The organism is Pseudomonas sp. B21_DOA, assembly GCA_030544685.1.
Lineage (GTDB): Bacteria > Pseudomonadota > Gammaproteobacteria > Pseudomonadales > Pseudomonadaceae > Aquipseudomonas > Aquipseudomonas fluorescens_AO.
The window spans coordinates 5,154,008-5,176,107 of the sequence record CP086683.1 but is presented as its reverse complement, the minus strand read 5'-3'; the positions used below and the strand labels follow the sequence as shown (position 1 = coordinate 5,176,107).

Below are 22,100 nucleotides of genomic sequence, written 5' to 3'. Positions count from 1 at the left end.
TTATTCCTCGCGCAGGGTCTGGATCATGTAGTTGACGTCAACGTCGTTGGCCAGCTTGTAGTGCTTGGTCAGCGGGTTGTAGGTCAGGCCGATGATGTCCTTGACGGTCAGGCCGGCCATGCGGCTCCACGCGCCGAGCTCGGACGGGCGGATGAATTTCTTGAAGTCGTGGGTGCCGCGCGGCAGCAGCTTCATGATGTATTCGGCGCCGATGATCGCGAACAGATAGGCCTTCGGGTTGCGGTTGATGGTCGAGAAGAACACCTGGCCGCCCGGCTTGACCATGCGGAAGCAGGCGCGGATTACCGAGGACGGATCCGGCACGTGCTCGAGCATTTCCAGGCAGGTGACCACGTCGAACTGCTCGGGCATCTCTTCGGCGAGGGCTTCGGCGGTGATCTGGCGATACTCGACGCTGACTCCGGACTCGAGTTGATGCAGTTGCGCGACCGCCAGCGGCGCTTCGCCCATGTCGATACCCATCACCGTGGCGCCGCGCTGGGCCATGGCTTCGCTGAGGATGCCGCCGCCGCAACCGACGTCGAGGACTTTCTTGCCGGCCAGATTGACTCGTTCGTCGATCCAGTTGACCCGCAGCGGGTTGATGTCATGCAGCGGTTTGAATTCGCTTTCGCGGTCCCACCAGCGATGGGCCAGGGCTTCGAATTTGGCGATTTCGGCGTGGTCGACGTTGCTCATGTTCAATTCCTCGAAAAACCTGAAAAGGGCTGTAGCCGCGGATATTGCGCCGCGGTGTTTACGATTCGGTGTGGCCGCTGATGCGCTGGCCCCAGTGGCGGGCGGTTGCGCCCAGCTGTTGTTCGTCCATACGGGTCAGGCGCCGGTCGTCGAGCAGTTGCTTGCCGGCGACCCACAGGTGTTTCACGCAATCGCGCCCGGTGGCGTAGATCAGCTGCGACACCGGGTCATACACCGGTTGTTGCGCCAGACCAGACAGGTCGAAAGCGACGATGTCGGCGGCCTTGCCGAGCTCCAGCGAGCCGACCTGCGCCTCGATCCCCAGTGCACGGGCGCCATTGAGGGTGGCCATGCGCAAGGCGCGGTGGGCGTCCAGCGCGGTGGCGGAACCGGCGACGGCTTTGGCCAGCAGGGCGGCGGTACGGGTTTCGCCGAGCAGGTCGAGATCATTGTTGCTCGCCGCACCATCGGTACCGACGGCGACGTTCACTCCAGCCTGCCACAAACGTTCGACCGGGCAGAAGCCGCTGGCCAGTTTCAGATTGGATTCCGGGCAGTGGATCACGCTGCTGTTGCTTTCTACCAGCAGGGCGAGGTCGTCATCGCTGATCTGGGTCATGTGCACGGCCTGGAAGCGCGGCCCGAGCAGGCCCAGGCGGCCGAGGCGCGCCAGTGGCCGTTCGCCGGTTTGCTCGACGGCCTGTTGCACCTCGAAAGCGGTCTCGTGCACATGCATGTGGATCGCGGCGTCCAGCTCCTCGGCGATCACCCTGATTTTCTCCAGGTTCTCATCACCGACGGTGTAGGGTGCATGAGGGCCGAAAGTAATTTTGATGCGTTCGTGATGCTTGAGGTCGCCGAACAATTCGACGCCCTGACGAATGGCTTCGTCGGCACTGCTGGCGCCGGGGATCGGGAAATCGAGGATCGGAATGGCGATCTGCGCACGGATGCCGCTGTTGTGCACGCGCTCGCTGGCGACTTTCGGGAAGAAATACATGTCCGAGAAACAGCTGATGCCGCCCTTGATCTGCTCGGCGATGGCCAGATCGGTGCCGTCGCGGACGAAGTCCTCATCGACCCATTTGCCTTCGGCCGGCCAGATGTGGTTTTCCAGCCAGGTCATCAGCGGCAGATCGTCAGCCAGGCCACGGAACAGCGTCATCGCCGCGTGGCCGTGGGCGTTGATCAGTCCCGGCGCCAACAGAACGTCCGGCAGTTCACGGATTTCTGTCGCGTTACACTTCAACGCTTCGGCGCGCGGGCCGATAAACACGATGCAACCGTCGCGGATGCCCAGGCCGTGCTCCTTGAGCACCACGCCTGCGGGTTCGACGGGGACCAGCCAGGTCGGCAGCAATAACAGGTCGAGCGCAATGGCAGGTTTCGGCATCGAGGGTCGGTTCCAGTGCTTTTGTAAAGGATGGCGAAGTATACCCGAGCGTCTTCGCGGGGGATCGCTATAATCGGCGGCTTTTGTTCATGAGTGCGGGGTGTGGGATGCGCGATCGACTGTTGGCTGCGGAGAAAGTGAAGGCCATCGATTGGCGTGATGGCGCGCTGCACCTGCTGGATCAGCGTATTTTGCCGTTCGAGGAAACCTGGATCGCCTACACCAGCGCCGCCGGCGTGGCCGAGGCGATTCGCTCGATGGTTGTGCGTGGCGCGCCGGCCATCGGTATCAGCGCGGCCTATGGCATCGTCCTCGCAGCGCGGGCGCGGATTGCCGAAGGCGGCGACTGGTACGCGGCGCTGGAAGAGGATTTTGCCCTGCTGGCGGATTCGCGTCCTACTGCGGTCAATCTGTTCTGGGCGCTGGGGCGCATGCACGATCGCCTGGATCGTTTGAAAAGCAACGCCGATCCGCTGGCGGCGCTGGAAGCCGAAGCCGTCGCCATTCACGAAAGCGACCGCGAGGCCAACCTGACCATGGCGCAGCTTGGCGTCGACCTGATTCGCAAGCATCAGGGCAACGCTCAAGCCATCCTGACCCACTGCAACACCGGCGCGCTGGCCACTGGCGGGTTCGGTACTGCGCTGGGGGTGATCCGCGCTGCTTATATAGAGGGCATGGTCGAACGCGTTTACGCCGACGAAACCCGGCCATGGCTGCAGGGCTCGCGCCTGACCGCGTGGGAGCTGGCCAACGAAGGCATCCCGGTGACCCTTAACGCTGACTCCGCCGCCGCGCACATCATGAAAACCAAAGGCGTGACCTGGGTGATCGTCGGCGCTGACCGCATCACCGCCAATGGCGACGTGGCGAACAAGATCGGCACCTATCAACTGGCAGTCAACGCCATGCACCACGGCGTGCGCTTCATGGTGGTGGCGCCGAGTTCGACCATCGACATGAACCTCGCCAGCGGCGATGACATCCCGATCGAAGAGCGTGATGGCGCCGAACTGCTCGAAGTTGGCGGCAAACGCGTCGGTGCCGATGTTGAAGCGTTCAACCCGGTATTTGATGTCACTCCAGCGGATCTGATCGACGCGATCGTCACCGAGAAAGGCATCGTCGAACGCCCGGACACCGCGAAAATGGCCCAGCTGATGTGCCGCAAGCGCCTGCATTGAAGGGCTGTAGCGTCTGAGCGGGCCCCATCGCTGGCAAGCCAGCTCCCACAGGTTTTGTGCCCGGCATTGAACCTGTGGGAGCTGGCTTGCCAGCGATGAGGGCCTGAATGTCAATAAACAACTGTAAATCTGCCCCCGATTTCACATTCAAAGAAGCTCTGAGCCTCTCTCGTCCCCCTCAAGCCTGTCATCGGTCAACTAACTATGCTCCATGCGCATCTGGGGGATAGGTGCGTGGCGGCCTTTGTGATAACATCCGGCGTTTTCCGAGGCGGCTCCACGGAGCTGTCTTTACTGCGCAAATCCGCGATCCAAATGTTGATTTGTCGTAAGTCGGCGCATGGCACTCGGCCGGCCCCGACGAGCTTCGTTGCTCCCACATGGATATGACGAAGTTTCACCAGAAAAAGGAATCAGGCTTCTCATGGGCGAACTGGCCAAAGAAATCCTCCCGGTCAATATCGAAGACGAGCTGAAACAGTCCTACCTCGACTACGCAATGAGCGTGATCGTCGGCCGTGCACTGCCGGATGCGCGCGATGGCCTCAAGCCCGTGCACCGTCGCGTACTGTTCGCGATGAGCGAGCTGGGCAACGACTACAACAAGCCGTACAAGAAATCTGCCCGTGTCGTCGGCGACGTGATCGGTAAGTACCACCCGCACGGTGACACTGCCGTGTACGACACCATCGTTCGTATGGCCCAGCCTTTCTCCCTGCGCTACCTGCTGGTCGACGGCCAGGGCAACTTCGGTTCGGTCGACGGCGATAACGCCGCGGCCATGCGATACACCGAAGTGCGCATGACCAAGCTGGCGCACGAGCTGCTGGCTGACCTGCACAAGGAAACTGTGGACTGGGTGCCGAACTACGACGGCACCGAACTGATCCCGGCGGTCATGCCGACCCGCGTGCCGAACCTGCTGGTCAACGGTTCCAGCGGTATCGCCGTGGGCATGGCGACCAACATTCCTCCGCACAACCTCGGTGAAGTCATCGACGGTTGCCTGGCCCTCATCGACAACCCCGAGCTGACCGTCGATGAGCTGATGCAATACATTCCGGGTCCGGACTTCCCGACGGCTGCGATCATCAACGGTCGCGCCGGCATCATCGAAGCCTACCGCACCGGTCGCGGGCGCATTTACATGCGTGCCCGCTCGATCATCGAAGACATCGACAAGGTCGGTGGTCGTCAGCAGATCGTCATCACCGAGCTGCCTTACCAGCTGAACAAGGCGCGTCTGATCGAGAAGATCGCCGAGCTGGTCAAAGAGAAGAAGCTCGAAGGCATCACCGAGCTGCGCGACGAGTCCGACAAGGACGGCATGCGCGTCGTGATCGAGCTGCGTCGCGGCGAAGTGCCTGAGGTGATCCTCAACAACCTCTACGCCCAGACCCAGCTGCAATCGGTGTTCGGTATCAACATCGTCGCGCTGATCGACGGCCGCCCGCGCATCCTCAACCTCAAGGATCTGCTGGAAGCCTTCGTCCGTCACCGTCGCGAAGTGGTTACCCGTCGTACCGTGTTCGAACTGCGCAAGGCGCGCGAGCGTGGGCACATTCTCGAAGGCCAGGCCGTTGCGCTGTCGAACATCGACCCGGTGATCGCCCTGATCAAGGCTTCGCCAACGCCGTCGGAAGCCAAGGAAGCGCTGATCAGCACGCCTTGGGAATCCTCGGCTGTGGTGGCGATGGTTGAACGCGCCGGTGCCGATTCGTGCCGTCCGGAAAACCTCGATCCGCAATACGGCCTGCGCGAAGGCAAGTACTTCCTCTCGCCAGAACAGGCCCAAGCCATTCTCGAGCTGCGCCTGCACCGTCTGACCGGTCTGGAGCACGAGAAGCTGCTGGCCGAGTATCAAGAGATCCTCAACCAGATCGGCGAGCTGATCCGCATCCTCAACAGCGCTGTGCGCCTGATGGAAGTGATCCGCGAAGAGCTGGAAGTGATCCGCGCCGAATACGGCGATGTGCGCCGCACCGAAATTCTCGATGCCCGTCTCGATCTGACCCTGGGCGACATGATCCCGGAAGAAGAGCGCGTCGTGACCATTTCCCACGGTGGCTACGCCAAGACCCAACCGCTGGCTGCGTACCAGGCTCAGCGTCGTGGCGGCAAAGGCAAATCGGCTACCGGCGTCAAGGACGAGGACTACATCGCTCACCTGCTGGTTGCCAACAGCCACACCACGCTGCTGCTGTTCTCCAGCAAGGGCAAGGTGTACTGGCTCAAGACCTACGAGATTCCGGAAGCCTCCCGCGCGGCCCGTGGTCGTCCGCTGGTCAACCTGCTGCCGCTGGATGACGGTGAATACATCACCACCATGCTGCCGGTCGAGGAGTACACCGAAGGTCACTACATCTTCATGGCCACCGCCAACGGCACCGTGAAGAAGACCCCGCTGGAATCCTTCAGCCGTCAGCGCAGCGTCGGTCTGATCGCGCTGGAGCTGGACGAAGGCGACGTGCTGATCTCTGCGGCCATCACTGATGGTGAGCGCGAAGTAATGTTGTTCTCCGACGGCGGCAAGGTCACCCGCTTCAAAGAGTCCGACGTGCGTGCCATGGGCCGTACCGCTCGCGGCGTGCGCGGCATGCGTCTGCCGGAAGGGCAGAAGCTGATTTCCATGCTGATCCCGGAAGAAGGCAGCCAGATCCTCACCGCTTCCGAGCGTGGTTATGGCAAGCGCACCGCGATCTCCGAGTTCCCTGAGTACAAGCGTGGCGGTCAGGGCGTGATTGCCATGGTCAGCAACGAGCGTAACGGCCGTCTGGTCGGCGCAGTGCAGGTGCTCGACGGCGAAGAAATCATGCTGATCTCCGATCAGGGCACCCTGGTGCGTACCCGTGTCGACGAAGTGTCGAGCCTGGGCCGTAATACTCAGGGCGTGACGCTGATCAAGCTGGCCAAGGATGAAACCCTGGTCGGGCTGGAGCGGGTTCAGGAGCCTTCGGAAATCGAAGGCGAAGAGCTCGAAGGTGAAGAGGGCGAGGAAATCGCAGGCAGCGTCGGCATCGACGATGTCGGTGAAGACCAGCAACTCGACGCCGCAGCAGACGAAGAACCGCAGGAATAAGCGGACAAACGAGGGGGCGGATGAGAATTCGCCCCCTTGTTATTTGTCCGGTATGAATTTTCGACATCATGGATATCTCCTGTGGGAGCGAGCCTGCTCGCGAAAGCAGGCGCTGCGGTACCTCTGAAGCACCGCGGTGATGCATTCGCGAGCAGGCTCGCTCCCACAGGACCATGTTGATCGGTAGTGTGATTTATTGCGTGATACCACCAAATCAGAGCGAGATTGGATGTGAGCAAGCGAGCCTATAACTTCTGCGCCGGTCCGGCGGCGCTGCCTGAAGCTGTCCTGCAGCGCGCCCAGGGTGAACTCCTTGATTGGCACGGCAAGGGTCTGTCGGTCATGGAAATGAGCCATCGCAGCGATGAGTTCGTGTCCATCGCCACCCAGGCCGAGCAGGATCTGCGTGACCTGCTGAATATCCCGTCGAACTACAAAGTGCTGTTTCTGCAGGGCGGCGCCAGCCAGCAGTTTGCGCAGATCCCGCTGAACCTGCTGCCTGAAGGCGGCTCGGCCGATTACATCGACACCGGTATCTGGTCGCAGAAAGCCATCGAAGAAGCTTCGCGCTACGGCCACGTCAACGTTGCTGCCACTGCCAAGCCTTACGACTATTTCGCCATCCCAGGCCAGAACGAGTGGAACCTGTCGAAAGACGCCGCTTACGTTCACTACGCGCCGAACGAAACCATTGGCGGTCTGGAATTCCAGTGGATCCTGCAAACCGGTGACGTGCCGCTGGTGGCCGACATGTCTTCCGACATCCTCTCGCGCCCGGTCGATATCTCGCGTTTTGGCATGATCTACGCCGGCGCGCAAAAGAACATCGGCCCGAGTGGCATCGTCGTCAACATCATCCGCGAAGACCTGCTGGGCAAGGCGCGCTCGCTGTGCCCGACCATGCTCAACTACAAGGTCGCGGCCGATAACGGCTCGATGTACAACACCCCGCCGACGCTGGCCTGGTACCTGTCCGGTCTGGTGTTCCAGTGGCTGAAAGAGCAGGGCGGCGTTGAAGCGATCGCCAGGCTCAACGACGTCAAGCAGCGCACCCTGTACGACTTCATCGACGCCAGCGGCCTCTATAGTAACCCGATCAACAAGTCGGATCGCTCGTGGATGAACGTGCCGTTCCGTCTGGCTGACGATCGTCTGGACAAGCCGTTCCTCGCCGGTGCCGACGAGCGCGGCCTGCTCAACCTCAAAGGCCACCGCTCGGTCGGCGGTATGCGCGCCTCCATCTACAACGCCGTCGACATCACCGCGGTCAACGCGCTGGTCGCGTACATGGCGGAATTCGAGAAGGAACACGGCTGATGTCCGAGCAAGAACTCAAGGCACTGCGCGTTCGCATCGACGCTCTGGACACCAAAGTCCTCGAGCTGATCAGTGAGCGTGCGCGTTGCGCCCAGGAAGTCGCCCGCGTGAAGATGGCCTCGCTGGCCGAAGGCGAAGTGCCGGTGTTCTATCGTCCCGAGCGCGAAGCTCAGGTGCTCAAGCGCGTGATGGAGCGCAATCAGGGGCCGCTGGGCAACGAAGAAATGGCGCGGCTGTTTCGCGAAATCATGTCGTCGTGCCTGGCGCTGGAGCAGCCGCTGAAAGTGGCCTATCTCGGCCCTGAAGGCACCTTCACCCAAGCGGCGGCGATGAAGCACTTCGGCCACGCGGTGATCAGCAAGCCGATGGCGGCGATCGACGAAGTGTTCCGTGAAGTCGCCGCCGGTGCGGTGAACTTCGGCGTGGTGCCGGTGGAAAACTCCACCGAAGGCGCGGTCAACCACACGCTGGACAGCTTCCTCGAACACGACATGGTGATCTGTGGCGAAGTCGAGCTGCGCATCCACCACCATCTGCTGGTCGGCGAAAACACCAAGACCGACAGCATCAGCCGCATCTATTCCCACGCGCAGTCGCTGGCCCAGTGCCGCAAGTGGCTGGACGCGCATTACCCGAATGTCGAGCGCGTCGCGGTGTCGAGCAATGCCGAAGCGGCCAAGCGGGTCAAGGGTGAGTGGAATTCGGCAGCGATCGCTGGCGATATGGCGGCGGGGCTGTACGGCCTGACGCGTCTTGCCGAGAAAATCGAAGATCGCCCGGACAACTCGACGCGCTTCCTGATGATCGGTAACCAGGAAGTGCCGCCAACCGGTGACGACAAGACCTCGATCATCGTGTCGATGAGCAACAAGCCCGGCGCGCTTCATGAGCTGCTGGTGCCGTTCCATGACAATGGCATCGACCTGACCCGCATCGAAACCCGTCCGTCGCGCAGCGGCAAATGGACTTACGTGTTCTTCATCGACTTCGTCGGCCACCACCGTGATCCGTTGATCAAAGGTGTGCTGGAAAAGATCAGTCAGGAAGCAGTAGCACTCAAAGTGCTGGGTTCCTACCCGAAAGCAGTTCTCTAAGGGGCGGTAGCAAATGAGTGGCAACTTCCTCGCTCTGGCACAGCCGGGCGTGCAACAACTTTCGCCGTACGTTCCGGGCAAGCCTGTGGACGAACTGGCGCGCGAGCTGGATCTGGATCCGGCAAAAGTCGTCAAACTGGCGAGTAACGAAAACCCATTGGGCGCCAGCCCAAAGGCGCTGGCGGCAATTCGCGAAGAGCTGGCCGAGCTGACCCGCTACCCGGACGGCAATGGTTTCGCCCTGAAATCACTACTGGCCGAGCAGTGTCGCGTCGAGCTGAATCAGGTCACCCTGGGCAATGGCTCCAACGACATTCTTGAGCTGGTAGCCCGTGCCTATCTGGCCCCAGGCCTGAATGCGGTGTTCAGCGAGCACGCTTTCGCCGTCTATCCGATCGCGACTCAAGCGGTCGGCGCACAAGCCAAAGTCGTTCCGGCCAAGGATTGGGGCCATGACCTGCCGGCGATGCTTGCGGCCATCGACGCTAACACCCGCGTGGTGTTCATCGCCAACCCGAACAACCCGACCGGCACCTGGTTCGGCGCTGAGGCGCTGGATGAGTTCCTGCAAGATGTACCCGAGCACGTTCTGGTGGTGCTGGACGAGGCTTACATCGAGTACGCCGAAGGCAGCGATTTGCCGGACGGTCTCGATTTCCTCGCCGCGTACCCGAACCTGCTGGTGTCGCGCACCTTCTCCAAGGCCTATGGCCTGGCCGCGCTGCGCGTCGGTTATGGCTTGTCGACGCCTGTGGTGGCGGACGTGCTGAACCGCGTTCGTCAGCCATTCAACGTCAACAGCCTCGCCTTGGCGGCGGCGTGTGCGGCGTTGAAGGACGAGGAATATCTGGCGCAAAGCCGCCAGCTCAACGAAACCGGCATGCAGCAGTTGCAGGCGGGTTTCCGTGAGTTGGGGCTGGGCTGGATCGAGTCCAAAGGCAACTTCATCTGCGTCGATCTCGGCCAGGTCGCGGCTCCGGTTTTCCAGGGCTTGCTGCGCGAAGGCGTGATCGTGCGTCCGGTGGCCAATTACGGCATGCCGAACCACCTGCGGGTGACCATCGGTCTGCCAGCGGAAAACAGCCGTTTTCTTGAGGCGCTGCGCAAGGTTCTGGCTCGTGGTTGATGTCACTGCGCTGCAACCTGCTGCACCTATGATCGGTCGCCTTGTGGTGGTCGGTCTGGGGTTGATCGGTGGTTCGTTTGCCAAAGGCTTGCGTGAAAGCGGCCTGTGCCGTGAAGTGGTCGGCGTCGATCTGGATCCGCAATCGCGCAAGCTCGCGGTCGAATTGGGTGTGGTCGATCGCTGCGAAGATGATTTGGCGGCGGCTTGCGTCGGTGCCGATGTGATTCAGCTGGCGGTGCCGATTCTGGCCATGGAAAAGCTGCTCGCGCGTCTGGCTGTCATGGATCTGGGGCAAGCGATTCTTACGGATGTCGGCAGCGCCAAAGGCAACGTGGTGCGCGCGGCGACCGAAGCGTTCGGCGGCATGCCGGCGCGTTTCGTCCCGGGGCACCCGATTGCTGGTTCCGAGCAGAGCGGGGTGGAGGCCTCGAATGCCGAGCTGTTCCGCCGGCACAAGGTGATCCTGACGCCGCTCGAGCAGACCGATCCTGCCGCGCTGGCGGTGGTCGATCGCCTGTGGCGCGAACTGGGTGCCGATGTCGAGCACATGCAGGTCGAGCGTCACGACGAAGTGCTGGCCGCGACCAGCCATCTACCGCACCTGCTGGCCTTCGGTCTGGTCGATTCATTGGCCAAGCGCAATGAAAATCTGGAGATCTTCCGTTACGCTGCCGGTGGTTTTCGCGATTTCACAAGAATCGCCGGAAGCGACCCGGTGATGTGGCACGACATCTTCCTCGCCAACCGCGAGGCTGTCCTGCGCACACTCGATACATTTCGCAGCGACCTCGACGCCTTGCGCGACGCGGTCGATGCAGGGATGGGCACCAATTGTTGGGCGTTTTCACGCGCGCCCGGGTTGCCCGCGAGCATTTCAGTAAAATCCTGGCCCGCAGGGCCTATGTGGACGCTATGAATTCCAACGATCTGATCTTCCTGGCTCAACCTGGTGGCCGCCTGTCCGGTCGGATTCGCGTACCGGGTGACAAATCGATTTCCCACCGTTCGATCATGCTCGGCTCGCTGGCCGAAGGCGTCACCGAAGTCGAAGGCTTCCTTGAGGGTGAAGACGCCCTGGCGACCTTGCAGGCGTTTCGCGACATGGGTGTGGTCATCGAAGGCCCGCACCACTGCCGCGTGACTATCCATGGTGTCGGCCTGCACGGCCTGAAACCGGCGCCGGGCCCGATCTATCTGGGCAACTCCGGCACCTCGATGCGTCTGCTCTCCGGCCTGCTGGCGGCGCAGAACTTCGACAGCACCCTGACCGGCGACGCTTCGCTGTCCAAGCGTCCAATGAATCGTGTGGCCAATCCGCTGCGGGAAATGGGCGCCGTGATCGAAACTGCTGCTGAAGGTCGTCCACCAATGACCATTCGTGGCGGGCACAAGCTCAAGGGCCAGACTTACACCATGCCGATGGCCAGCGCGCAGGTGAAATCCTGCCTGCTGCTTGCCGGTCTGTATGCCGAAGGCAAGACCACCGTCACCGAGCCGGCACCGACGCGCGACCACACCGAGCGCATGCTGCGTGGCTTCGGCTACCCGGTCAGCGTCGACGGTGCCACGGCTTCGGTCGAATCCGGCGGCAAGCTCACTGCAACTCACATCGAAGTGCCGGGCGATATCTCGTCATCGGCGTTCTTCCTCGTTGCGGCCTCGATCGCCGAGGGTTCCGAACTGGTGCTCGAGCACGTCGGTATCAACCCGACCCGTACTGGCGTGATCGATATCCTGCGGCTGATGGGCGCCGATATCACGCTGGAAAACCAGCGCGAAGTCGGTGGCGAGCCAGTGGCTGACTTGCGCGTGCGGGCAGCTAGACTCAAGGGTATCGAGATTCCGGAAGAACTGGTCCCACTGGCGATCGACGAATTCCCGGTCCTGTTCGTTGCTGCCGCGTGCGCCGAAGGGCGTACCGTGCTCACCGGCGCAGAAGAGCTGCGGGTGAAGGAATCCGATCGGATTCAGGTCATGGCGGACGGCTTGCTGGCGCTGGGCGTCAAGTGCGAGCCGACCCCGGACGGTATCATCATCGACGGCGGCCAGATCAGCGGCGGTGAAGTGCACGGTCACGGCGACCACCGTATCGCCATGGCCTTCAGCGTCGCTTCGTTGCGCGCTACCGCACCGATCCGCATCCATGATTGCGCCAACGTCGCGACATCGTTCCCCAATTTCCTCGCGCTGTGCGGGCAAGTCGGCATTCGTGTGGCACAAGAGGCTCAGTCGTGAAAAACATTGCACCGGTCATCACCATCGATGGGCCAAGCGGCTCCGGCAAAGGCACGGTCGCCGGGATTCTGGCCAAGCGTCTGGGCTGGAACCTGCTGGATTCCGGTGCGCTTTATCGATTGCTGGCGTTTGCAGCGCACAACCATGGCGTCGACCTGACCAATGAAGAGCTGCTGAAGACATTGGCCGCTCATCTGGATGTGCAGTTCATCGCCGCGACCGAAGGTCAGCTGCAGCGGATCATTCTGGAAGGCGACGAAGTCAGCGATGTCATCCGTACCGAAAGCGTCGGTTCCGGCGCCTCGCAAGTGGCTGCGCTGCCCGCCGTGCGCGAGGCGCTGCTGCAGCGCCAGCGTGCTTTCCAGGAAGCGCCGGGCCTGGTGGCCGACGGTCGCGACATGGGTACGGTGGTGTTTCCGGATGCACCGCTGAAGATTTTCCTCACCGCCAGTGCCGAGGAGCGGGCGCGCCGTCGATATTTGCAGTTGAAGGGCAAAGTCGAGGGTGTTAGTCTGTCGAGTCTGCTAGATGAGATCCGTGCACGCGATGAGCGTGACACCCAGCGCGCAGTAGCCCCGCTCAAGCCGGCGGCCGACGCGATTCAGCTGGATTCAACGGAGCTTTCCATCGATCAGGTGCTTGAACGCATCATGAGCGAGATCGCCATTCGCGATATCGCCGGGTGACCAAGAAGGTCGCAGGGGACCAGTCATAGTCCTGCGGTGCTTCTTTTAAATGAAACTAACCCACACCGTCTGGGGTGTGGAGATGGGCGTTTACTTCGCCCTCATCTACAGGAATTAAAATGAGCGAAAGCTTTGCGGAACTCTTTGAAGAAAGCCTGAAAACCCTGAACCTTCAGGCAGGCTCCATCATCACCGGTGTTATCGTTGATATCGATTACCAGGCTCGCTGGGTAACCGTTCACGCTGGTCTGAAGTCTGAAGCACTCATCCCGCTTGAGCAGTTCTACAACGATGCTGGCGAACTGAACATCAACGTTGGTGATGAAGTTCACGTTGCTCTGGATTCGGTTGAAGACGGCTTTGGCGAGACCAAGCTGTCCCGTGAAAAAGCCAAGCGCGCTGAATGCTGGATCGTTCTGGAAGCAGCCTTCGCAGCCGAGGAAGTGGTCAAGGGCGTTATCAACGGTAAGGTTAAAGGCGGCTTCACTGTCGACGTTAACGGCATCCGTGCGTTCCTGCCAGGTTCCCTGGTTGACGTCCGTCCAGTGCGCGACACCACGCACCTGGAAGGCAAAGAGCTGGAATTCAAGGTCATCAAGCTGGACCAGAAGCGCAACAACGTTGTCGTTTCCCGTCGCAGCGTCCTCGAAGCCGAGAACTCCGCCGAGCGTGAAGCTCTGCTGGAATCCCTGCAGGAAGGCCAGCAAGTCAAAGGTATCGTCAAAAACCTCACCGATTACGGCGCATTCGTCGATCTGGGTGGCGTGGACGGCCTGCTGCACATCACCGACATGGCCTGGAAGCGCATCAAGCATCCTTCCGAGATCGTCAACGTTGGTGACGAAATCGACGTCAAGGTTCTGAAATACGATCGCGAACGCAACCGTGTTTCCCTGGGCCTGAAGCAACTGGGCGAAGATCCATGGGTGGCTATCAAAGCCCGTTACCCAGAAGGCACTCGCGTTACCGCTCGTGTAACCAACCTGACCGACTACGGCTGCTTCGCTGAGCTGGAAGAAGGCGTTGAAGGTCTGGTACACGTTTCGGAAATGGACTGGACCAACAAGAACATCCACCCTTCGAAAGTCGTACAAGTCGGCGACGAAGTGGAAGTCATGGTTCTGGACATCGACGAAGAGCGTCGTCGTATCTCCCTGGGCATCAAGCAGTGCAAGTCGAACCCATGGGAAGACTTCTCTGGCCAGTTCAACAAGGGCGACAAGATCTCCGGCACCATCAAGTCGATCACCGATTTCGGTATCTTCATTGGTCTGGACGGCGGCATCGACGGTCTGGTTCACCTGTCCGACATCTCCTGGAACGAAGTGGGCGAAGAAGCCGTACGTCGTTTCAAGAAGGGCGACGAGCTGGACACTGTCATCCTGTCTGTTGACCCAGAGCGCGAGCGCATCTCCCTGGGCATCAAGCAGCTGGAAAGCGATCCGTTCTCCGAGTACGTCTCGGTTAACGACAAGGGCGCTATCGTGACCGGTACCGTGAAAGAAGTTGACGCCAAAGGCGCCATCATCGTTCTGGCCGACGACATCGAAGCTACCCTGAAAGCCTCCGAAATCAGCCGTGACCGCGTTGAAGACGCGCGCAACGTTCTGAAAGAAGGCCAGGAAGTTGAAGCCAAGATCATCAGCGTTGATCGCAAGAGCCGCGTAATCCAGCTCTCGATCAAGTCGAAAGACGATGCTGAAGAGAAAGAAGCCATCCAGAGCCTGAAAGCAGCTCCGGAAGGCGAAGCAGCTGATACCACTATGGCGGCACTGCTGCGTCAAGCAATGGCCAAACAGAACTGAGTTCTGCTTGATCATTAAAAAGGGCGACTTCGGTCGCCCTTTTTTGTGTCTGCGATTTGGTCTTTGTACGTCCGTGCATGAAACCAATGCCGACGCCTGCGGGTCTGTTTCTTTAATCGGATCAATCGCCTATTCGCGACTAAGCTTGGTCTTGAGCGTTAGTCGTCAGGCTTGCCTGGCATAAGGAAGTGGATGAACAAGTTACTTGTTGCTGCAATGGTCCTGGCGCTGGCAGGGTGCACCACCAGCGCGAAAACCCATGCGGTGCGCGGCGTCAGTGGTATCGAGGTCGACTGCTCGGGGCTGGGCTCCGGTTGGGAAAAGTGCCAGAAGCGCGCAGCGAAGGAGTGTAAGGGCAAGGGCTACAAGGTCATAACCCGGTCTGATGATGCCGAAGATGACGACCAATATCCGTTCGGCTTCAATCCGGCAGGCTTCGTAACCCGGACCATGCTGGTGATGTGTCGTTAGGTGCGCAGCGATCCGACTCGCCAATGGGATGCCCTGAAAATGGGCATTTTGACCCCGGGAAAGATATGTCAATCCCTGGGCTGTTCAAAATCTTCCGGGCATGCTAAAACCTTTCAAGCGCTGATCTAGCTGCTTGAAAAAGAAGGGAAAAATATGACGAAGTCGGAGTTGATCGAACGAATTGTCACCCATCAAGGGCTACTCTCATCCAAGGATGTGGAGCTGGCCATCAAGACCATGCTTGAACAAATGTCTCAGTGCCTCGCCACCGGTGATCGTATTGAGATCCGTGGTTTCGGCAGCTTCTCCCTGCACTATCGCGCGCCTCGTGTAGGTCGCAATCCCAAGACCGGCCAGTCCGTCAGTCTGGACGGTAAATTCGTTCCGCATTTCAAGCCGGGTAAAGAATTGCGTGATCGGGTAAATGAGGAAGAGGAGGAGGGCGCTTGATCTTCGCTATTCAAATTCAAGGGGCGTGAATGCGTAACCTGAAACGCATACTGCTTGGCGTTTTTCTTCTGCTGATGGTTCTGATTGTTCTGGCATTTGTGCTGGAGAACCAACAATCGGTTGCGCTTTTGTTTCTGGGTTTTTCCGGCCCGCAGTTGCCAGTCTCGGTGGTTGCAGTGTTGGCGCTGCTGATTGGCATGCTGATTGGCCCGGTATTGGGCTGGTTTCTGGGGCGTTCATCCAGAGCCGCGCGCAAGCGAATGGTCTGAAAGCGGCAGGCGCACGGCATCTGTCGAAATTGCGTCTCGGCGTGCCTTATCCATTAGTAAAACCATCATTAAGCTGTAAAATGCGTCCCTTGTTCGATCGTGCCTTCTGCATGTCGATTCAGACTGACTCTGACGGATGCCGACTGATAGTGGCTTCTGCATTCATGGATTAGACCGCGCTCGCTGGCAGCGCTGTCCGCAGCTCAAGGGTATCGCTTCGCGTGAAAATTCTAGTTACCGGCGGTGCCGGCTTCATTGGCTCGGCAGTCATCCGTCATATCATCTCCAAGACTTCCGATGCAGTCGTTAACGTCGATAAACTCACGTACGCCGGCAATCTGGAGTCATTGGCGGAAGTCAGTCAGAATTCCCGTTATGCGTTCGAGCGGGTCGATATCTGTGATCGTGACCAGATCGACCGCGTTCTGCGTGAGCATCAACCGGATGCAATCATGCATCTGGCCGCAGAATCCCACGTTGATCGCTCTATATCGGGACCTTCCGACTTCATCCAGACCAATATCATCGGTACTTACACGCTGCTCGAAGCAGCGCGCCATTACTGGGCTGCGTTGGATGATGCACGCAAAGCGAATTTCCGCTTCCATCACATTTCGACCGACGAGGTTTACGGAGATCTCGAAGGTCCGGAAGACCTCTTCACCGAAACCACGCCTTATCAGCCAAGCTCACCCTACTCGGCGAGCAAGGCCAGCTCCGATCATCTGGTTCGGGCCTGGGCACGCACTTATGGCTTGCCTACGCTGGTTACCAACTGTTCGAACAACTATGGCCCATGTCACTTCCCTGAGAAGCTGATCCCGCTGATCATTCTCAACGCACTTGAAGGCAAGCCGCTGCCGGTGTACGGCAAAGGCGATCAGGTTCGCGATTGGTTGTATGTCGAAGATCATGCTCGTGCGTTGTACAAAGTCGTCACCGAAGGCGTCATCGGTGAGACCTACAACATTGGCGGACACAACGAAAAACAGAACATCGAAGTGGTGCATACCCTGTGTTCGTTGCTCGATGAATTGCGGCCTGATTCGGCCCATCGTCCCCATGCCAGCCTGATTACCTATGTGCAGGACCGCCCTGGGCATGATCAGCGCTATGCCATCGATGCCAGCAAGATCCAGCGGGAATTGGGTTGGGCGCCTGAAGAGACCTTCGAGACCGGAATTCGCAAGACTGTCGAGTGGTACTTGAACAACGCTGATTGGGTTGAGCACGTGAAGAGCGGCAGCTATCAGCAGTGGATCGATCAGAACTACACAGATCGCTCGAACAACGCATGAAAATCCTGCTGCTGGGCAAGAACGGTCAGGTGGGCTGGGAGCTGCAACGCTCTCTGGCTCCGCTTGGGGAGTTGATTGCGCTTGATCGCCATCAGGCCGGTGGATTGAATGGCGATCTGTCGAATCCCGAGGCTCTTCGCACGACGATTCGGCAGGTGCAGCCCGACGTTATCGTTAACGCTGCTGCTTACACTGCGGTTGATAAAGCCGAATCGGAAACCGACTTGGCTGACCGTGTAAACGGCATTGCAGCGGGTGTTATGGCTGAAGAAGCCGTCGCCTCGGATGCCTGGCTGGTTCATTATTCAACCGATTACGTTTTCAATGGCCAGGGCACTGCCGCGTGGCGGGAAACGGATGCCGTTGCGCCGGTGAACCATTATGGATTCAGCAAACTCGCCGGCGAGCAGGCAATCACTGCATCGGGTTGCAAGCACCTGATCTTCCGTACCAGTTGGGTTTATGGTGCTCGCGGTAACAACTTCGCGAAGACGATGCTGCGGTTGGCCAAGGATCGCGAAACGTTGAGCGTGGTCGCGGATCAGATTGGTGCGCCTACCGGTGCAGATCTGATTGCCGACGTAACGGCTCAGGCGCTTCGCCAGGCCCTGCAACGGCCCGAACTGGCGGGGTTGTACCACTTGGCAGCCGCTGGTGAAGTGTCCTGGCATGGCTACGCAAACCAAGTGATCGCCTTCGCTCAAGCCAATGGTGAATTACTCGCCGTGAAGGCTATCGAGCCAGTCGAAAGCGCTGCCTATCCGACGCCCGCACATCGACCGCTGAACTCGCGTCTGGATACTCAAAAGCTGCGCGCTACTTTTTCTCTACACTTGCCGGATTGGCAAAGTGGTGTAACCCGAATGCTCAGGGAAATTCTGAATAAATGATCAAGACCAATCGTAAAGGCATCATTCTCGCTGGTGGCTCCGGGACACGTTTGCATCCGGTCACGCTGGGGGTGTCCAAGCAGCTGTTGCCTATCTACGACAAACCGATGATTTTCTATCCGTTGTCTGTGCTCATGCTCGCGGGCATACGAGAAATCCTGATCATTTCGACCCCTGAAGACTTGCCCAATTTCCGCAAGTTGCTGGGCGACGGCAGTCTGTATGGCATCGAGTTGAGTTATGCCGAACAGCCGAGCCCGGACGGCCTTGCGCAGGCGTTCATCATCGGCGAATCGTTTATCGGTAGCGACCCTTGCTGCCTGATTCTCGGCGACAATATCTTTTACGGTCAGTACTTCACCGAAAACCTTCGCTCTGCCAACGCTCAGGCCTCAGGCGCGACAGTGTTCGGCTATCACGTGTCCGACCCGGAGCGTTTCGGGGTGGTGGAATTCGATGCCAATGGCTGCGCGCTGAGCATCGAAGAAAAGCCACTGAAGCCGAAATCCAACTACGCCGTGACCGGGTTGTACTTCTACGATAACCAGGTCGTCGAAATCGCCAAGAACATCAAGCCGTCGGAACGAGGCGAGCTGGAAATTACCGACATCAATCGTGCGTATCTGGAACAGAAAACCCTGAACGTCGAAATGTTGGGGCGCGGCTTTGCCTGGCTGGATACCGGTACACATGACTCGCTGCTGGAAGCCGGGCATTTCGTCCACACCATCGAGCATCGTCAGGGGCTCAAAGTAGCGTGCCTGGAGGAAATCGCCTACCACAACGGCTGGATTACCGATGAGCAGGTCGAAGCTCAGGCGCAGCGCCTGAAGAAAACCGGATACGGGCAGTATCTGCAAAAGTTGCTGGATCAACCCGCGCGTTGACGGGCGCTGCTTGCCGACCACCGTTCGTTGCATTCTGTCGAATCATCAAGGGGCTGGCGCTGTAGAATGGCAGACAATCACGCAACGTATTCGGCGCTCGCGAGGGCGTATGTGTCATCAGCCCTGTCGTCTTGAGGCCGAGAGGCGGGGCAAGGATTCTGCACTGGGTTCGGTGCAGTTCGACTGCAATCATTATTGAGACTGCTTTCCTGGATATCATCTGCAGGAGAGAGGGTTAAGGACTTTGAGCATGGAACTGATTCCCGTAATTTTGTCTGGCGGAGTGGGCAGCCGGTTGTGGCCTGTATCCCGTGAAGCCCATCCAAAACCCTTCATGGAGTTGCCGGATGGTCAGAATCTGATCCAGAAGACGTTCTTGCGCGCCTCGCGGCTGGACGGTGTGGTGGAAGTCCTCACCGTGACCAATCGCGAGTTGCTGTTCAAAACTGAAGATGAATACGGCGTCGTCAACACGGCCAGGCACGCGCAAGGCTTCATTCTCGAGCCCTTTGGGCGAAACACGGCGGCGGCAGTGGCCGCAGCGGCCTTGCAACTGGAAGCCACCCATGGTCCCGATGCACATATGCTGGTGCTCGCCGCCGATCATTTGATCCAGGACGAAAAAGCCTTTGCCGCGGCGGTGTCCGATGCTGTGGCGCTGGCCAGTCAAGGCTGGCTGGTTACGTTTGGCATTCAGCCGACCTATCCGGAAACCGGTTTCGGTTATATCGAAGCGCAGAAAGAGGCACCGCTCAAGGGCGGGTTGAAGGTCGCCCGGTTTGTCGAGAAACCTGATCTGGAGACTGCACAGAACTACGTCAGTGCTGGCAACTATTTCTGGAACTCGGGCATGTTCTGTTTCCGTGTAGGCACCGTTCTGGAAGAGCTTCGGCTGCACGCCCCGACGTTGTCGAGGCGGTTGCAAAGACCATCGAGGTGTCTCGCCTATCGTCCTCCAACAAATATCGTTGCCTGGCGCTGGACAGCGAAAGCTTTGCGCAGGTGCCGGATATCTCCATCGACTATGCATTGATGGAGCGTTCCCAGAAAGTCGCGACCATACCGTGCGACATTGGCTGGAGTGACATCGGTTCATGGAACGCGGTGAGCGAACTGACTGCGCCGGATGAAAACGGCAACCGCTTTGAAGGCGAAGTGTTGTCCCATGGCTCGCGCAATAATTATGTGAACAGCGAGGGGCGTCTGACTGCGCTGGTCGGTGTGGAAGACCTGTTGGTCATCGACACGCCTGATGCGGTGATGATTGCTCATAAAGATCACGCTCAAGACGTGAAACACATCGTCAATCAGCTCAAGGCGTGCAGCCACACCGTGCATTTGCTGCACCGTACGGTCCACCGTCCATGGGGTACCTATACCACCCTGGAAAATGGCGAACGCTTCAAGATCAAGCGAATTGTAGTAAAGCCCAAAGCGTCGCTGTCGCTGCAGATGCATCATCACCGCAGTGAACACTGGATCGTCGTCAGCGGGATGGCGGTCGTGGTCAACGACCAGCAGGAACTGATGCTCAACACCAACGAGTCGACGTTCATCCGTGCCGGTCACCAGCATCGCCTGATGAACCCGGGCGTCATTGACCTGGTGCTGATCGAGGTGCAAAGCGGCGATTATCTGGGTGAAGACGATATCGTCCGCTTTGAAGACAATTACGGCCGCGTCGACAAATAACAGCGCGGTGGCAGCCATAGGCCTGACCGGCGATTTTTTACCGGTCGGGCTTATTTGCATGTGACATTGCGCGACTTCACTCCCTATCGATGATTCACAGCTGCGGCATTTTCCGGCGGCTGTCTCGGATTCCCAGGCAAGAGATCGAAATGCATACCCCTATCAAGACCCGCTGCTTTAAGGCTTATGACATCCGTGGTGAAGTACCGGTCGATCTGAATGAGGATGTCGCTTACCGGATCGGCCGGGCCATGGTCGTTGAGTTGCAAGCCAAAAGCATCGTGCTGGGGCGCGATATGCGACTGGAAAGTCCGATGCTGGCCGAGGCGATGGCCCGTGGACTGAGAGAGGCAGGTGCCGATGTCATCGACATCGGCCTGTGCGGAACTGAAGAAGTCTATTTCGCCACCAGTGCCTTCAATGCCGATGGTGGCGTAATGATCACGGCGAGTCACAATCCCAAAGGCTATAACGGGATGAAACTCGTCAAGTCGCAATCACGTCCCATCAGCGGTGACACCGGGCTGAACGCCATCCGTGATCGGGTAGAGAGTGGTGACCTTGGCGCGTTGGCGGAAGCCGTAGGTAATGTGCGTGAGGCGTTCGATAAAAGCCGTTACATCGACCACTTGCTGACTTACATCAACGTGGCGAACCTCAAGCCGCTGAAGATCCTTGCAGACCCTGGCAACGGTGCTGCCGGGCCGGTCCTGCAGGAGTTGATGGGCAAGTTGCCATTCGAATGGACGCTGATCAATGCCGAGCCGGACGGTCACTTCCCCAATGGCGTGCCCAACCCTCTGTTGCCGGAAAATCGCGAGCTGACGCGCCAGGCATTGCTTGAAAATGGCTGCGATGTCGGGCTGGCGTGGGATGGGGATTTTGACCGGTGTTTCTTTTTCGACGAAACCGGCCGGTTTATCGAAGGTTATTACCTGGTCGGGCTGTTGGCGGAAATGTTGCTCAAGCAACACCCGGGCAGCAAGATCATTCATGACCCGCGACTGACCTGGAACACCATCGAGCAGGTCGAGCAAGCGGGCGGCGTGCCGGTGTTGTGCAAGACGGGGCATGCCTTTATCAAAGAGCGCATGCGTATCGAGGACGCCATTTATGGCGGCGAAATGAGCGCCCACCACTATTTCCGTGATTTCGCCTATTGTGACAGCGGGATGATCCCGTGGTTGTTGGTCACGGCCCTGATGTCCAGCACTGGCAAGAGCCTGGCGCAACTGGTCGACGAGCGTATTGACGCTTATCCATGCACCGGCGAGATCAACTATCGCGTTGAAGATGTGCCGGCGATGCTGCACAAAGTCCTGGAGCATTTCCTGCCGCTCAATCCCGCGCTCGACAGGACTGACGGCATCAGCGTGTCGTTTGCCGACTGGCGCTTCAACCTGCGCGGCTCCAACACCGAGCCGCTGTTGCGCCTGAACGTCGAAACCCGTGGCGATCAGGCATTGATGTGGGCGCGTCTGAAAGAGATCGAATTGTTGATCAAGGGTGCTTGAAGCTTCGCCCG

16 protein-coding genes and 2 pseudogenes are annotated in these 22,100 nt (G+C 59.2%); 16 read left to right on the top strand and 2 right to left on the bottom strand.

All coding sequences use genetic code 11. The annotated features are described in order from the left end of the window. On the bottom strand, positions 1-699 hold the full coding sequence (gene ubiG / locus LJU32_23925) for a bifunctional 2-polyprenyl-6-hydroxyphenol methylase/3-demethylubiquinol 3-O-methyltransferase UbiG (protein WKV88438.1): 699 nt from the start codon (positions 697-699) through the stop codon (positions 1-3). A gap of 58 nt (positions 700-757) precedes the next feature. Continuing rightward, a complete protein-coding gene (locus tag LJU32_23920; GenBank protein ID WKV88437.1) occupies positions 758-2,092 on the bottom strand; it encodes a TRZ/ATZ family hydrolase in 1,335 nt (444 codons plus the stop codon). Between the two features lie 107 nt (positions 2,093-2,199). On the opposite strand from LJU32_23920, the gene mtnA reads away from it, so the two are divergent. The 16 genes and pseudogenes from mtnA to LJU32_23840 all read left to right on the top strand — a co-directional run bounded on the left by mtnA (position 2,200) and on the right by LJU32_23840 (position 22,089). Beyond that, positions 2,200-3,276, top strand: coding sequence for an S-methyl-5-thioribose-1-phosphate isomerase (gene mtnA / locus LJU32_23915; protein WKV88436.1), 1,077 nt, complete (start codon positions 2,200-2,202; stop codon positions 3,274-3,276). A 424-nt stretch (positions 3,277-3,700) separates the two neighbouring features. After that, complete coding sequence (gyrA, locus tag LJU32_23910) at positions 3,701-6,355, top strand: DNA gyrase subunit A (protein WKV88435.1); 2,655 nt, start codon at positions 3,701-3,703, stop codon at positions 6,353-6,355. A gap of 231 nt (positions 6,356-6,586) precedes the next feature. After that, on the top strand, positions 6,587-7,672 hold the full coding sequence (serC, locus tag LJU32_23905; GenBank protein ID WKV88434.1) for a 3-phosphoserine/phosphohydroxythreonine transaminase: 1,086 nt from the start codon (positions 6,587-6,589) through the stop codon (positions 7,670-7,672). Then, the gene (pheA, locus tag LJU32_23900; GenBank protein WKV88433.1) at positions 7,672-8,766 is read left to right on the top strand and encodes a prephenate dehydratase; all 1,095 of its coding nucleotides are present in this window, start codon (positions 7,672-7,674) and stop codon (positions 8,764-8,766) included. Before serC ends, pheA begins: the two co-directional genes overlap by 1 nt. A 13-nt stretch (positions 8,767-8,779) precedes the next feature. Next, positions 8,780-9,892 (top strand): histidinol-phosphate transaminase, encoded by a 1,113-nt coding sequence (hisC, locus tag LJU32_23895; GenBank protein ID WKV88432.1) that lies wholly within the window; start codon positions 8,780-8,782, stop codon positions 9,890-9,892. A gap of 28 nt (positions 9,893-9,920) precedes the next feature. After that, a pseudogene (locus LJU32_23890) lies at positions 9,921-12,127 on the top strand (bifunctional prephenate dehydrogenase/3-phosphoshikimate 1-carboxyvinyltransferase). Further along, on the top strand, positions 12,124-12,813 hold the full coding sequence (cmk, locus tag LJU32_23885; protein WKV88431.1) for a (d)CMP kinase: 690 nt from the start codon (positions 12,124-12,126) through the stop codon (positions 12,811-12,813). Before LJU32_23890 ends, cmk begins: the two are co-directional and overlap by 4 nt. A gap of 119 nt (positions 12,814-12,932) precedes the next feature. Continuing rightward, positions 12,933-14,618 (top strand): 30S ribosomal protein S1, encoded by a 1,686-nt coding sequence (gene rpsA, locus LJU32_23880; protein WKV88430.1) that lies wholly within the window; start codon positions 12,933-12,935, stop codon positions 14,616-14,618. Positions 14,619-14,810: 192 nt separating this feature from the next. Beyond that, positions 14,811-15,089 carry a hypothetical protein gene (locus LJU32_23875; GenBank protein ID WKV88429.1) on the top strand — a complete coding sequence of 93 codons (279 nt, stop codon included), beginning with the start codon at positions 14,811-14,813 and terminating at the stop codon, positions 15,087-15,089. Positions 15,090-15,242: 153 nt separating this feature from the next. Further along, positions 15,243-15,539, top strand: a complete 297-nt coding sequence (gene ihfB, locus LJU32_23870; GenBank protein WKV88428.1) for an integration host factor subunit beta — start codon at positions 15,243-15,245, stop codon at positions 15,537-15,539. Positions 15,540-15,568: 29 nt separating this feature from the next. Further along, positions 15,569-15,808 carry a lipopolysaccharide assembly protein LapA domain-containing protein gene (locus tag LJU32_23865; GenBank protein ID WKV88427.1) on the top strand — a complete coding sequence of 80 codons (240 nt, stop codon included), beginning with the start codon at positions 15,569-15,571 and terminating at the stop codon, positions 15,806-15,808. Positions 15,809-16,029: 221 nt separating this feature from the next. Beyond that, positions 16,030-17,106 (top strand): dTDP-glucose 4,6-dehydratase, encoded by a 1,077-nt coding sequence (gene rfbB / locus LJU32_23860; GenBank protein ID WKV88426.1) that lies wholly within the window; start codon positions 16,030-16,032, stop codon positions 17,104-17,106. Further along, positions 17,103-17,996 (top strand): dTDP-4-dehydrorhamnose reductase, encoded by an 894-nt coding sequence (gene rfbD, locus LJU32_23855; GenBank protein ID WKV88425.1) that lies wholly within the window; start codon positions 17,103-17,105, stop codon positions 17,994-17,996. The genes rfbB and rfbD overlap by 4 nt, the downstream gene beginning before the upstream one ends. Further along, the gene (rfbA, locus tag LJU32_23850; GenBank protein WKV88424.1) at positions 17,993-18,883 is read left to right on the top strand and encodes a glucose-1-phosphate thymidylyltransferase RfbA; all 891 of its coding nucleotides are present in this window, start codon (positions 17,993-17,995) and stop codon (positions 18,881-18,883) included. The genes rfbD and rfbA overlap by 4 nt, the downstream gene beginning before the upstream one ends. Positions 18,884-19,133: 250 nt before the next feature. Then, positions 19,134-20,575: pseudogene (locus LJU32_23845) on the top strand (mannose-1-phosphate guanylyltransferase/mannose-6-phosphate isomerase). Positions 20,576-20,724: 149 nt separating this feature from the next. Next, the gene (locus LJU32_23840) at positions 20,725-22,089 is read left to right on the top strand and encodes a phosphomannomutase/phosphoglucomutase (protein WKV88423.1); all 1,365 of its coding nucleotides are present in this window, start codon (positions 20,725-20,727) and stop codon (positions 22,087-22,089) included. Positions 22,090-22,100 lie beyond the last annotated feature (11 nt).